General features: G+C 68.7%; 5 protein-coding genes, 1 tRNA gene and 1 rRNA gene. 1 reads left to right on the forward strand and 6 read right to left on the reverse strand.

The features are described from left to right. Positions 1 to 213: 213 nt before the first annotated feature. The 3 genes from ACWC09_RS34795 to ACWC09_RS34805 form a co-directional block, all read right to left on the reverse strand. Positions 214 to 2,910 (reverse strand): DNA translocase FtsK, encoded by a 2,697-nt coding sequence (locus ACWC09_RS34795; protein WP_450854926.1) that lies wholly within the window; start codon positions 2,908 to 2,910, stop codon positions 214 to 216. 124 nt (positions 2,911 to 3,034) lie between these two features. Further along, positions 3,035 to 3,718, reverse strand: coding sequence for a response regulator (locus ACWC09_RS34800; protein ID WP_356350612.1), 684 nt, complete (start codon positions 3,716 to 3,718; stop codon positions 3,035 to 3,037). A gap of 244 nt (positions 3,719 to 3,962) precedes the next feature. Next, positions 3,963 to 9,431, reverse strand: coding sequence for a HAMP domain-containing protein (locus ACWC09_RS34805; protein ID WP_450854927.1), 5,469 nt, complete (start codon positions 9,429 to 9,431; stop codon positions 3,963 to 3,965). A 376-nt stretch (positions 9,432 to 9,807) separates the two neighbouring features. Here ACWC09_RS34805 and ACWC09_RS34810 point away from each other — a divergent pair, with 376 nt between their 5' ends. Next, positions 9,808 to 12,561: a SpoIIE family protein phosphatase gene (locus ACWC09_RS34810; protein ID WP_450854928.1), complete on the forward strand. Its 2,754-nt coding sequence runs from the start codon at positions 9,808 to 9,810 to the stop codon at positions 12,559 to 12,561. A gap of 61 nt (positions 12,562 to 12,622) precedes the next feature. Here the strand turns inward: ACWC09_RS34810 and ACWC09_RS34815 are convergent. From ACWC09_RS34815 to rrf, 3 genes are all read right to left on the reverse strand, one after another. Continuing rightward, positions 12,623 to 12,695: transfer RNA gene (locus tag ACWC09_RS34815), tRNA-Thr, on the reverse strand. Positions 12,696 to 12,772: 77 nt separating this feature from the next. Further along, positions 12,773 to 13,435 carry a DegT/DnrJ/EryC1/StrS family aminotransferase gene (locus ACWC09_RS34820; protein WP_450854931.1) on the reverse strand — a complete coding sequence of 221 codons (663 nt, stop codon included), beginning with the start codon at positions 13,433 to 13,435 and terminating at the stop codon, positions 12,773 to 12,775. A gap of 114 nt (positions 13,436 to 13,549) precedes the next feature. Next, positions 13,550 to 13,641: ribosomal RNA gene (rrf, locus tag ACWC09_RS34825) — 5S ribosomal RNA — on the reverse strand; the annotation flags it as partial.

Here is a 13,641-nt window from a genome sequence, read left to right on the forward strand (position 1 = left end):
TGCTGGAGGTTCAGTCTATGGGGGGTGCGAAAGGGTGGGGCAACCGGGCGGTGGAGCTTGTTAGCCCATCGGTATGGCCGGACACGCCGATGGTGGGGTGCGCGCTTGTCGCTTCCCTCAACTTGACGTACGGGGAAGGGAAACGGTTGCTCAATGATCCCTTACGGGTGAGTCACGATGGAACATCGGTGGCGCACCCATTCGGGGCTCTCCTCAAGCCTCCCCGCGGATCACCGCGAGCACTCCGTCCAGCTCGTCAGGCTTCACAAGAACGTCACGCGCCTTGGACCCCTCGCTGGGTCCGACGATGTTCCTGGACTCCATGAGGTCCATGAGGCGTCCGGCCTTGGCGAAGCCCACGCGCAGCTTGCGCTGGAGCATGGACGTCGACCCGAACTGCGTGGACACGACCAGTTCGGCCGCCTGGCACAGCAGGTCGAGGTCGTCGCCGATCTCCTCGTCGATCTCCTTCTTCTGCTTCGTCCCCACGGTGACGTCGTCCCGGAAGACGGGCGCCATCTGGTCCTTGCAGTGCTGGACGATCGCCGCGACCTCGTCCTCGGTCACGAAGGCGCCCTGCATACGGGTGGGCTTGTTGGCCCCCATCGGCAGGAACAGACCGTCGCCCTTGCCGATCAGCTTCTCGGCGCCGGGCTGGTCGAGGATGACCCGGGAGTCCGCGAGGGACGACGTGGCGAAGGCCAGCCGGGAGGGCACGTTCGCCTTGATCAGACCGGTGACGACGTCGACCGACGGCCGCTGCGTGGCGAGCACCAGGTGGATGCCGGCCGCGCGCGCGAGCTGCGTGATGCGGACGATCGCGTCCTCGACGTCCCTGGGGGCGACCATCATCAGGTCGGCGAGCTCGTCGACGATCACCAGCAGGTACGGGTACGGCTGGAGCTCGCGCTCACTGCCCTCCGGCAGCTTGACCTTGCCGTTCCGGATGGCCTCGTTGAAGTCGTCGATGTGCCGGAAGCCGTACGCCGCCAGGTCGTCGTACCTGAGGTCCATCTCCCGTACGACCCACTGGAGCGCCTCGGCGGCCCGCTTCGGGTTGGTGATGATCGGCGTGATCAGGTGCGGGATGCCCTCGTACGCGGTCAGCTCGACCCGCTTGGGGTCGACGAGGACCATGCGGACGTCCTCGGGAGTCGCGCGGACCATGACCGACGTGATGAGGCAGTTGATGCACGACGACTTACCGGAACCGGTGGCTCCGGCGACCAGCACGTGCGGCATCTTCGCCAGGTTGGCCATCACATAGCCGCCCTCGACGTCCTTGCCGAGCGCGACCAGCATCGGGTGGTCGTCCTCGGCGGCCGCCGCGAGGCGCAGCACGTCACCGAGGTTGACCATCTCGCGGTCGGTGTTGGGGATCTCGATGCCGACCGCGGACTTGCCGGGGATCGGGCTGATGATCCGCACGTCCGGGCTGGCGACGGCGTAGGCGATGTTCTTGGCCAGCGCGGTGATCCGCTCGACCTTCACGGCGGGGCCGAGCTCGACCTCGTAGCGCGTGACCGTCGGCCCACGCGTGAAGCCGGTGACGGCGGCGTCGACCTTGAACTCGGTGAAGACGTTCGTCAGCGAGGCGACCACGGCGTCGTTGGCCGCACTGCGCGCCTTGCCGGGGCCCCCACGCTCCAGGAGGTCGAGCGAAGGCAGCGAGTAGGTGATGTCGCCGGACAGTTGGAGCTGCTCGGCACGCGGCGGCAGGTCGCCGGGGGCTTCGGGTGCGGGCTTGGTGAGGTCGGCGACCTCGACCTTGAGCTTCTCCTGCTTGGGACGCGCGGCCGGGACCGGTGTGGGCGTGGGCGTCGTCTCCTCGCGGTCCCCCACGGTCACGCCCTGGGTGAGGTCGGCGACGATCGGCGAGGGCGGCATGCCGTGCAGGACAGCGCCGTCCAGCGCCGCCGCCGCGGCAGCCGCGACGTCCACGGCGTCCATCCGACGCTCCATGTCCGGCTGAGGCACGGCGGAGCGCCTGGGGCGGCCACGACGCTTGGAGAGGGCCTCCTGCTCCGCACTGTCGGGGTCGTACGCCTCAGGGCCGGAACCGCGCTTACGCGCGCGTGCGGGCAGCGCCTCGCGCCACTGCTCGTCGTAGCGCTCGGCGTCGTCGGTGTACTCGTCCTCGACGGGGTCGTGGACGATGCCCAGCTTCACACCGAGCAGCCGCAGTCGCGACGGGATGGCGTTGACCGGGGTGGCCGTCACCACCAGCAGACCGAAGATCGTCAGCAGGACGAGCAGCGGTACGGCGAGTACGTCGCCCATGGTGTACGTCAGCGGGGTCGCCGCCGCCCAGCCGATGAGGCCGCCGGCGTCCCTTATCGCCTGCATGCCGTCGCTGCGGGCGGGCGCGCCGCAGGCGATGTGGACCTGGCCGAGCACACCGATGACGAGCGCGGACAGCCCGATGACGATGCGCCCGTTGGCCTCGGGCTTCTCGGGGTGCCGGATGAACCGCACGGCGATGACGGCGAGCAGTATCGGCACGAGCAGGTCGAGGCGGCCGAAGGAGCCGGTCACCAGGATCTCCACGAGGTCGCCGACGGGACCGCGCAGATCGGCCCAGGTGCCCGCGGCGACGATCAGCGCGACACCGAGGAGGAGGAGAGCCACGCCGTCCTTGCGGTGTGCGGGGTCGAGGTTCTTCGCGCCGTTCCCTATGCCACGGAACACGGCGCCGACGGCGTGCGCGACGCCGAGCCAGAGCGCGCGCACCAACTTGTAGATGCCCCCGGTGGGGTTGGGCGCGGCCTTGGGCGGCGGCGCGGTCTTCTTCGCCGCCGCCTTCCTGGCGGGCGCCTTCTTCGCCGGAGCTTTTTTCGCGGCGGCCTTCTTCGCCGGAGCCGCCGCCTTCTTCGCGGGCTGCTTCTTGGCAGCGGAGGGACGTGAGGCCATGGGTGTGAGGTTACCGGTGGAGACGACAGGGGACACGTGTGCGGGGTGCTTCACCCGTTCGTGTCGCCCTTGACGGTGCACGGAAGTGACGCTTCCTCAACCGCAACTGAACTGGGTGTGAACGTCAATTCTGCGAGGGCACCGACGACGTGCTCCCGGCACCGGGCTCCAGCGCGTCGAGTGCCCGCCGCAAACCCGTGAGTTTGCGTTCGAGATGGGCCGCCGTGGCCACCGCGGCAGCGTCCGCCGACTCGTCGTCGAGCTGCTTGGAGAGCGCCTCCGCCTGCTCCTCGACCGCCGCGAGCCGCGCCGACAGCTCGGCGAGCAGGCTGGCGGGCTCCTTGGCCTCGCCGACCGCGGCCTTGCCTCCGCCGCCCTCCAACTGGAGCCGCAGCAGCGCCGCCTGCTCGCGCAGCTGGCAGTTCTTCATGTACAGCTCGACGAAGACCGAGACCTTGGCGCGCAGCACCCACGGATCGAACGGCTTGGAGATGTAGTCGACCGCGCCGGCCGCATAGCCACGGAAGGTGTGGTGCGGGCCGTGGTTGATCGCGGTGAGGAAGATGATCGGGATGTCCCGAGTCCGCTCCCGCCGCTTGATGTGGGCGGCGGTCTCGAAACCGTCCATGCCCGGCATCTGGACGTCCAGCAGAATGACCGCGAAGTCGTCCGTGAGCAGTGCTTTGAGCGCTTCCTCCCCGGACGATGCCCGCACCAGTGTCTGATCGAGCGCAGAGAGGATGGCCTCCAGCGCCAGCAGATTCTCCGGCCGGTCATCGACCAGGAGGATCTTGGCCTTCTGCACCATGGCCCGCCCTCCTCGCCCCGGATGTGCACCGGGCGCCGCCCCTTGGGACGACTCCCGATCGCCGCCCGTCCTTGTGCCGGTCATCGTAGCCGCACCCCGCCTGTCGCCACACCCTGTCACCGCGATGTCACTGTGCACGTAGCAGAAACGGACCGGGAGACCAGAAGGTTCCCCGTATCCCGTACTTCTACACGGCGTCGGCGACACTGAGTCAGCAACTCCGCGTGAACATCGATGATTCCCGTCACTCGCCCCGCATCCACTGCTCCATCACCGCCAACAGGTGGTCGGGGTCGACCGGCTTGGTCACGTAGTCGGAGGCGCCCGACTCGATCGCCTTCTCCCGGTCGCCCTTCATCGCCTTCGCCGTCAGGGCGATGATCGGCAGGCCCGCGAACTGTGGCATCCTGCGGATCGCCGTGGTCGTCGCATACCCGTCCATCTCGGGCATCATGATGTCCATCAGGACGACCGCCACGTCGTCGTGCTGCTCCAGGACCTCGATGCCCTCGCGGCCGTTCTCGGCGTACAGCACGGACAGTCCGTGCTGCTCCAGGACGCTGGTCAGCGCGAACACGTTGCGAATGTCGTCGTCGACGATCAGCACCTTCTGCCCGCCGAACCGGATGCCCCGATGCTGTGGCGCCGCGGCCTGCTCACCGGCCGACCACTGCTCCGCCGCGCCCGGGCCCCGGTCGGCGTCCAGACCGTTCCTGCGACGGCGCCTGAAAAGCGCCGCGGCGCCGTTCTGGGCCTGCTGGTACGACCGCACCTCGGCCGGCGTCTCGATCTCCACCTCGGAGAGCTGGGACAGATCGGCGGCGGCGACCAGGTCGCTGGCTCCGAGGGCCGCCACAGGCTGCTGGTAACCCTGCGGCGGCAGTTCGCTGGGGTGCAGCGGCAAATACAGCGTGAACGTCGAGCCGCGTCCCGGCTCGCTCTGCGCATGGATCTCACCGCCGAGCAGCTGGGCGATCTCCCTGGAGATCGACAGCCCCAGGCCCGTACCGCCGTACTTGCGGCTGGTCGTGCCGTCGGCCTGCTTGAACGCCTCGAAGATCACCCGCATCTTGCTGGCGGCGATCCCGATACCGGTGTCGGTCACCGAGAACGCGATCAGGTCCGCGTCCGGATCGGTCATCGAACCGGTCTCCAGGAGCTGTTCCCGGATCGCCACCGGAACTTCCCGGCCGGCGGGCCGAATGACCAGCTCGACGGCCCCGGAGTCGGTGAACTTCACCGCGTTGGACAGCAGGTTGCGCAGCACCTGCAGGAGGCGCTGTTCGTCCGTGTGCAGTGTGGCGGGCAGCTCCGGAGAGACCCGTACGGACAGGTCCAGGCCCTTCTCCGCGGTCAGCGGCCGGAAGGTGGCCTCCACGTAGTCGACGAGCTGGACGAGCGCGATACGCGTCGGGGAGACGTCCATCTTGCCCGCCTCGACCTTCGACAGGTCGAGGATGTCGTTGATCAGCTGGAGCAGGTCGGAGCCCGCGCCGTGGATCGTCTCGGCGAACTCGACCTGCTTCGGAGTCAGGTTGGCGTCCGCGTTGTCCGCGAGCAGCTTGGCCAGGATCAGCAGCGAGTTGAGCGGCGTGCGCAGCTCGTGCGACATGTTGGCGAGGAACTCGCTCTTGTAGCGCATGGAGACCGCGAGTTGTTCGGCACGCTCCTCCAGGACCTGCCGCGCCTCCTCGATCTCGGTGTTCTTCACCTCGATGTCGCGGTTCTGCTGGGCCAGCAGCTCGGCCTTCTCCTCCAGTTCGGCGTTGGACGCCTGGAGGGCCTTCTGCCGGTTCTCCAACTCGGCCGAACGCTCTCGGAGTTGCTCGGTCAGCTCCTGCGACTGCTTCAGCAGCAGTTCCGTCTTGGTGTTGACGGAGATGGTGTTGACGCTGGTCGCGATCATCTCGGCGATCTGGTTGAGGAAGTCCTTCTGGATCTGCGTAAAGGGAGTGAAGGAGGCCAGCTCGATGACGCCGAGCACCTTCCCCTCGAACAGCACCGGGAGGACGATCACTTGCGCGGGCGGCGCCTCGCCGAGGCCGGAGGAGATCTTCAGATAGCCGCTGGGCGCGTTCTCCACCAGGATCGTGCGCTTCTCCTCGGCGGCCGTCCCGATCAGCGCCTCACCCGGCCGGAACGACGTCGGCATGGAGCCCATCGAGTAGCCGTACGACCCGAGCATGCGCAGTTCGTACGAGTCCTCGCCCTCGGCGCTGAGGTCCTTGCCGTCGACGGGCGTCATCGCCACGAAGAACGCGCCGTGCTGCGCGGAGACCACCGGGGTCAGCTCGCTCATGATCAGCGAGGCCACGTCCTGCAGGTCGCGTCGGCCCTGCATCAGCGCCGAGATACGGGCGAGGTTGCCCTTGAGCCAGTCCTGCTCCTTGTTGGCGATCGTGGTGTCGCGCAGGTTGGCGATCATCTTGTTGATGTAGTCCTGCAGTTCCTGGATCTCGCCGGACGCGTCGACGTCGATCTTCAGGTTCAGGTCGCCTCGGGTCACCGCGGTCGCCACGCGCGCGATGGCGCGCACCTGCCGAGTGAGGTTTCCTGCCATTTCGTTCACGGACTCGGTGAGGTCGCGCCAGGTGCCGTCCACGTCACGCACGCGTGCCTGACCGCCGAGCTGGCCTTCCGTGCCCACCTCGCGGGCGACTCGGGTGACCTCCTCGGCGAAGGACGACAGCTGGTCGACCATCGTGTTGATCGTCGTCTTCAGTTCGAGGATCTCGCCGCGGGCGTCGATGTCGATCTTCTTGGTCAGATCGCCCTTGGCGATGGCCGTGGTGACCATGGCGATGTTGCGCACCTGCCCGGTCAGGTTGGACGCCATCTGGTTCACGGACTCGGTGAGGTCCTTCCACGTACCGGCCACTCCCGGCACGTGCGCCTGACCGCCGAGGATCCCGTCCGTGCCCACCTCGCGGGCCACCTTGGTGACCTGGTCCGCGAACGAACTCAGCGTCTTCACCATGGTGTTGAAGGTGTCGGCGAGCTGCGCCACCTCGCCACGCGCCTCGATCGTCACCGTCCGGGTCAGGTCGCCGTTGGCGACGGCCGCCGCGACCTGGGAGATGTTGCGCACCTGCATGGTCAGGTTCTTGGCCATCAGGTTCACGTTGCCGCTGAGGTCCTTCCAGATGCCCGTGACACCCGGAACGTGCGCCTGGCCGCCCAGGATGCCCTCGGTGCCCACCTCGCGGGCCACCCGGGTCACCTGCTCGGCGAAGCTGGACAGCTGGTCGACCATCGTATTGACGGTCGTGACGAGTTCGAGGATCTCGCCCTTCGCGTCGACGGTGATCTTCTTGGACAGGTCGCCCTTGGCGACCGCGGTCGTGACCTCGGCGATGTTGCGCACCTGGATGGTCAGGTTGTTCGCCATGAAGTTCACGGACTGGGTGAGGTCCTTCCAGGTGCCGGAGACACCCTGCACCTCGGCCTGACCGCCGAGCTGGCCCTCGGTACCCACCTCACGGGCGACCCTGGTGACCTCCTCCGCGAACGAGGACAGCTGGTCCACCATCGTGTTCAGGGTGTTCTTCAGCTCCAGGATCTCCCCGCGCGCGTCCACGGTGATCTTCTGGGACAGATCACCCCGGGCGACCGCCGTGGCGACCTGGGCGATGTTGCGCACCTGGGCAGTGAGGTTTCCTGCCATTCCGTTCACGGAGTCGGTCAGGTCCCGCCACACACCGGCGACGCCGGGCACCTGTGCCTGACCGCCCAGACGGCCCTCGGTGCCCACCTCACGGGCCACCCGGGTCACCTGGTCGGCGAACCCGGAGAGCTGGTCCACCATCGTGTTGATGGTGTTCTTCAGCTCCAGGATCTCCCCGCGCGCGTCCACGTCGATCTTCTGGGACAGATCACCCCGGGCGACCGCCGTGGTCACCTGGGCGATGTTGCGCACCTGGGCAGTGAGGTTTCCTGCCATTCCGTTGACGGAGTCGGTGAGTTCCTTCCACGTGCCGGCGACGCCCGGCACGTCCGCCTGACCGCCCAGGCGCCCCTCGGTGCCCACGTCCCGGGCCATCCGCGTCACCTGGTCGGCGAAGGCCGACAGCTGGTCCACCATGGTGTTCACGGTGTTCTTCAGCTGGAGCATCTCACCGGAGACGTCCACGGTGACCTTCTGCGAGAGGTCACCGTTGGCCACTGCCGTCGTCACCTGGGCGATGTTGCGCACCTGCCCGGTGAGGTTGCGGAACGCGGTGTTGACGGAGTCGGTCAGGTCCTTCCAGGTGCCGGCCGCACCGGGCACCTGCGCCTGACCGCCCAGCTCACCCTCGACGCCGACCTCGCGCGCCACACGCGTGACCTCGGAACCGAAGGACTGCAGCTGGTCCACCATCCCGTTGACGGTGTTCTTCAGCTCCAGCATTTCGCCGGCCACATTGACGGTGACCTTCTGCGAGAGGTCACCGTTGGCCACGGCCGTCGTCACGGCCGCGATGTCCCTCACCTGAATGGTCAGGTTCCTGAACACCGTGTTGACGGAGTCGGTCAGGTCCTTCCAGGTACCGGCCGCACCGGGCACGTTCGCCTGACCGCCCAGCTGTCCCGCGGCACCGACCTCGTTGGCCACGCGTGTGACCTCGTCCGCGAAGATCCGCAGCGTCTCGGTCATCTGGTTGATCGTGTCCGCGAGCTGCGCGACCTCGCCGCGCGCCGAAACGGTGACCTTCTGCGAGAGATCGCCGTTGGCGACCGCCGTGGTGACCTGGGAGATGCCGCGCACCTGGGCCGTCAGGTTGCCGGCCATGAGGTTCACCGAATCGGTGAGGTCCTTCCACACGCCGGCCACACCGGGCACCTGCGCCTGTCCGCCGAGCTCGCCCTCGGTGCCCACCTCGCGGGCGACTCGGGTCACCTCCGACGAGAAGGACGAGAGCTGGTCCACCATCGTGTTGACGGTTTCCTTCAGCTCCAGCATCTCGCCGGCGACGTGCACGGTGACCTTGCGGGAGAGATCACCCTTGGCCACCGCGGTGGTCACCAGGGCGATGTCCCGCACCTGCGCCGTCAGCCGATACGCCATCGTATTGACCGAGTCCGTGAGGTCCTTCCACGAACCCGACATGCCACGCACGCGTGCCTGTCCGCCGAGCTTGCCCTCGGTGCCCACCTCGCTGGCCACACGCGTGACCTCGTCGGTGAACGTCGACAACTGATCGACGAGGTTGTTTACAGTGCGCCCGACCTTGAGGAACTCGCCGCGCAGCGGATGTCCGGTCCCGTCCGACGCCTGCGTCCGCAGCTCCATGCGCGGCGACAGGTCACCCTCGGCGACCGCGGAGAGCACCCGGCCGACCTCGGAGACGGGCCGTACGAGGTCGTCCACGAGGGCATTGGAGGCATCGATGGCAGCCGCCCAGGAACCCTCGTAGGCGCCCGTCTCCAGGCGTTCCGTGAGCTTGCCCTCGCGGCCCACCATGCGCCGCACACGCGACAGCTCGCCCGTCAGATGGAGATTGCGGTCGGCCACCTCGTTGAAGACCGCGGCGATCTCCGACATCACGCCGTCCCCGGACACCGTGAGCCGCTTGCGGAAGTTCCCGTCCCGCATCGACACGAGGGCCGCCATCAGCCGGTTCAGAGCAGCCGTGTCCACCGTCGTGGTCCCGCCGCGCGTATTGCGCTGGTTGTTCAGGGACTGTCCGCCTTTCGCGCGCGTCTTAGTGGCCCGCGTCGCTGCGCCAGACTCCACGTTGTCCCTCCCGCAGGGGTCGACCGTTACTGCTGTGCTCCGGTACCACCATCGGGCGTACCAGGTACTGCTGTGCATTTCTGCCGGATATACCAGGGCGCACCACGGGCTGCTGCCCGCTGTACGCGGAAGTCACTCGGCCTGCCCGGACCTTCACAAGAAGCTTGCCCAGTGTTTCACCCTGCCTGAACCCGGCCATAACAGTTCGGCAGCTTCGCACATCGTCCGCACACCCTCTGGGCGGAAACACTGCAGACCGGCATCCGCACGGCCGTCGAAGGTAAGTAACCTTGCATGCGGCTGTCCAGCCGCGCCGGTCCGTCCGGCCTGGGCGGTGGTACGAGAACGAGCGGGCATCGGAGGGGCGGCCGGACACATGACCACCGGACTGATCCCCGGGGGACAGCCCCCGGACCGGCCGACGGGCGCGCACATGCCGCATCAGCGGGGCGAGCCCGTCGGCCACGGAGCCCTGCACGTCGACAACAGGCCGAGGAGTTCTGTGATCACCGCGCGCGCGGCCGCCAGCTTCGAGCCCGTCGGGCGATCGGTAGCGACTGCCCGCTCCTTCGTCCGCGACACCCTCCAGGGCTGGGGCTTCGCCGACATCGTCGACGACGCCGTCGTGCTCACCAGCGAGCTGGTGACCAACGCCGTGGTACACGCCGGCACCTCCGCCGACGTCCTGTGCCTGCGCACCGACGACGGCGTCCGCATCGAAGTCGCCGACCACTACCCGGAACGCGAGATCCCCCTCCAGGGCCACCCCTCCACCATGGGCAGCCCCGACCGTGAGGGCGGCCGCGGACTCCAGCTGTGCGCGGCGCTGGCCGCCCGCTGGGGCGTCGACTACACACCCACGCACAAGCAGGTCTGGTTCCAACTCGACCTCCCCCAGCGCTCCGTGGGCACCCGCGCGGCAGGCCCCTCCCTCCCCGCCGACCTGCTCCCGCTCGCCGACGGCAGGGTGCGCGTAGCGGTCGTCCAGATCGACCGCACGGGCTCCATCACGTCCTGGAACGAGGACGCGGAGGAACTCTTCGGCTACCGGTCCGAACAGGTGATTGGAAAGCCTCTTACCGATCTCGCCGCCTGGCCGCACACGCCCGGCACCAGCACCGGCATCGCAGAAGCGCTCCAACTCTCCCGCTGGGAGGGCAGCTACGGCGTAAGGGGCGCCAACGGCCGCGTCACACCGGTCTACGCCTCCCACCTCCGCGTCCGCGACACCGGCGGGGAGCCCTCCACGGTCTGCCTCCTGGTCCGGGACCACGAACGGGCGGTCCTGCAGACCCCGTTGCGGGTGCCGGCCTCCGACTCGGCGACCTCCTCCGACGGCCAGAACACCGACCCGTTCGAGGTGTTCATCGGCTCCCCCGCCCCGGACGACCTCGACGGCCTCCTCCAGCGCACGGTGGAGCGCGCCCGCGACATGCTCGACGCCGACTCGGCCTTCCTGCTCCTCGCGACGGACGACGAGACGGAGTTGGAGGTCCGCGCCTCCACCGGCCTCCCGTCCGCCCGACAGCGCTTCGCACGCGTGCCCGTCGAAGCGGGCCCCGGCCGCTACGGCTCGGCCCGCATGCCGGCGGTCCACGACGACCTGACGGCCGTCCCGGGCGCCGTACCGCTCCTGAGCGGCACCGGCATGCGCTCGGTCGTCACGGTCCCCCTCAAGGTCGAGGGCCGCCTCACGGGCTCTCTGGGCGTCGCTGCCGAATCCCCGGGCAGATACTCCAACGAAGAGGCCCTGCGCCTCCAATTCGCGGCGGACCGCATCGCGTTGGCCGTCGAGTCGGCCCGCCTGGGCGAACTCGAACGCCTGCGCAGAGGCTCGCTGAGCTTCCTGGTCGAGGCGTCCGACCTTCTCGCCGGCACCCTCGACCGCGACCAGACCCTGGCCCTGATGGCCCAGATGACGGTGCCCACCCTCGCCACCTGGTGCGCGGTCTACACGATCGCCGACCAGGCCTCGGAGCCGTACCTGTCGTACGTCCTGCACGAGGACGAGGAACTCATCGACGGCATCAAGTCGTTGCTCTCGAAGGTGCCCCCGCCGGACCCGGTCCCCACCCCCGGCGCCCGCGTCTGGTCGGCCCCCGGCGAGGTGGCCCACCAGGCGGCCCTGCGCAGCTCCATGCGCAGCCTCGGCCTGGCCGGCGGCCCCACCCACCAGGTCGCCTCCGGCATCGGCCCCACGCTCGCCACAGCGTCCGCCGTGGGCGGCGAGACGGTCGTCCTCCCCCTGGTCGCCCGCAACCGCGTCATCGGCATGCTGACGCTGGGCAAGCCCACCGACGAACACTTCCGCCAGGAAATCCTGGAACTGGCCGAGGACTTGAGCCGCAGGGCAGCCCTGGCCCTGGACAACGCCCGCCTGTACTCGGAGCGCACGGCCATCAGCCAGTCCCTCCAGCGCAGCCTCCTGCCGCCCGAACTCCCCCAGATCGACGGCGTCGAGGTCGAGGTCATCTACCGCGCGGCCGGCGAGGGCAACGAGGTCGGCGGCGACTTCTACGACGTCTTCCCGATCAGCGACGGCGCCTACGGCTTCGCCATCGGCGACGTCTGCGGTACGGGCCCGAACGCGGCGGCGGTCACCGGCCTGGCCCGGCACGCCCTGCGCCTCCTCGCCCGCGAGGGCCTCAGCGGCCCGGCGGTCCTGGAGCGGCTGAACTCGGCCATTCTCGACGAGGGCGCCCGCAGCCGCTTCCTGACCCTGCTCTACGGCGAGATGCGCCCCCAGGAGGACGGCAGCGCGGAGCTCAAGGTGGTCTGCGCCGGCCACCCGCTCCCTCTCCGCCTGCGCCAGGACGGCACGGTCGAACCAGCCGCCGAACCCCAGCCGCTCCTCGGCGTCATGGAGGACCTGGAGCTCTACGAGCAGACGGTCACCCTCGACCCCGGCGACGTCCTCCTGTGCGTCACGGACGGCGTCACGGAGCGCCGCGAGGGCACGCGCATGCTGGGCGACGACGGCCTCACCGACGTCCTCACGACGTGCACGGGCCTTACCGCCGGCGCGGTGGCGGCCCGCATCATGCGCGCCGTGGAGCGCTTCGCGTCGGACGCCCCCTCCGACGACATGGCGATCCTGGCCATGCGTGTCCCCGGCCTCCACAAGGACTGACCGCAGGATCGAAAAAGGGCATGAAAAAAGCCCCGCCCGGATGGGCGGGGCCTTTTGGCTGAGCCCCCTAACGGAATCGAACCGTTGACCTTCTCCTTACCATGGAGACGCTCTGCCGACTGAGCTAAGGGGGCCTGTTGCCTTTTCGGGGGCTTCCCCCGCGGCAACGGAATAGATCATACCCCGAACATACGCGTGTTCCCAACCACGCTCAGAAGGCCGGCTGCAGCAGCCCACCCAGCGCGTTGCAGGCACCCACGATCCGCTGCATGTCCCGCTTCGTCAGCGCAGCATCGACCGGCAGCGCAAGGGTTTCGTCGGCCGCCCGCTCGGTCTCCGGCAGCGAAACACACCGACGGAACTCCGGCAGCCGGTGCACGGGAGTCTTCACCGGCACCCGGCACTCAACTCCCCGAGCCCGCACGGCCCGTGCGAAGGCATCGCGATCGGGCCGCCCATTCCCCGGCACCCGCACGACGTACTGCTGGTAGGTGTGCCCATCGCCGCCATCGGGCGTGCGCACGCCTCGCAACTTGGCGTCGAGATAGGCCGCCCGCTCCCGCCGCTGGGCAATCTCGTCGTACGGCGCCTCGGACTCGCCCTGTTCCAGCACCAGAAGCCCGTGCCGCTGCCCGACCCCGTGCAACCGCGCGATGTCCGCAGGCCGTCCGAAGCGGTGTACGACAACGACGGCCGCCGTACGCGGAGTTACGGCGGCCTCCACGGTGGCCGCGTCGAGGCAGTACGTCACCGGGTCTATGTCGGCGAAGACCGGCAGCGCCCCGGCCATGGCAACGGCCTCGGCGAGCTCGACGTTCCCGAAGGCCGGCACGACGACCTCGTCACCGAGTCCGACGCCGGCGGCCCTGAGCATTGCAGCAGTACCCATACTGCGGATGGTTGTTGCGCAACGTGAACTTCAAGTGACGCAGAACAAAAAAGGGTTGGTCCCGGAACGGAAGTTCCGGGACCAACCCTTGGAATAATTGTTCGGCGGCGTCCTACTCTCCCACAGGGTCCCCCCTGCAGTACCATCGGCGCTGTAAGGCTTAGCTTCCGGGTTCGGAATGTAACCGGGCG

This window comes from Streptomyces sp. NPDC001617 (genome assembly GCF_053596855.1).

What these genes read in the sequence shown, in the direction of transcription:
- ACWC09_RS34795 (WP_450854926.1), bottom strand. Translation starts at nt 2,910, where the DNA reads ATGGCCTCACGTCCCTCCGCTGCCAAGAAGCAGCCCGCGAAGAAGGCG.
- ACWC09_RS34800 (WP_356350612.1), bottom strand. Translation starts at nt 3,718, where the DNA reads ATGGTGCAGAAGGCCAAGATCCTCCTGGTCGATGACCGGCCGGAGAAT.
- ACWC09_RS34810 (WP_450854928.1), top strand. Translation starts at nt 9,808, where the DNA reads ATGACCACCGGACTGATCCCCGGGGGACAGCCCCCGGACCGGCCGACG.
- ACWC09_RS34820 (WP_450854931.1), bottom strand. Translation starts at nt 13,435, where the DNA reads ATGCTCAGGGCCGCCGGCGTCGGACTCGGTGACGAGGTCGTCGTGCCG.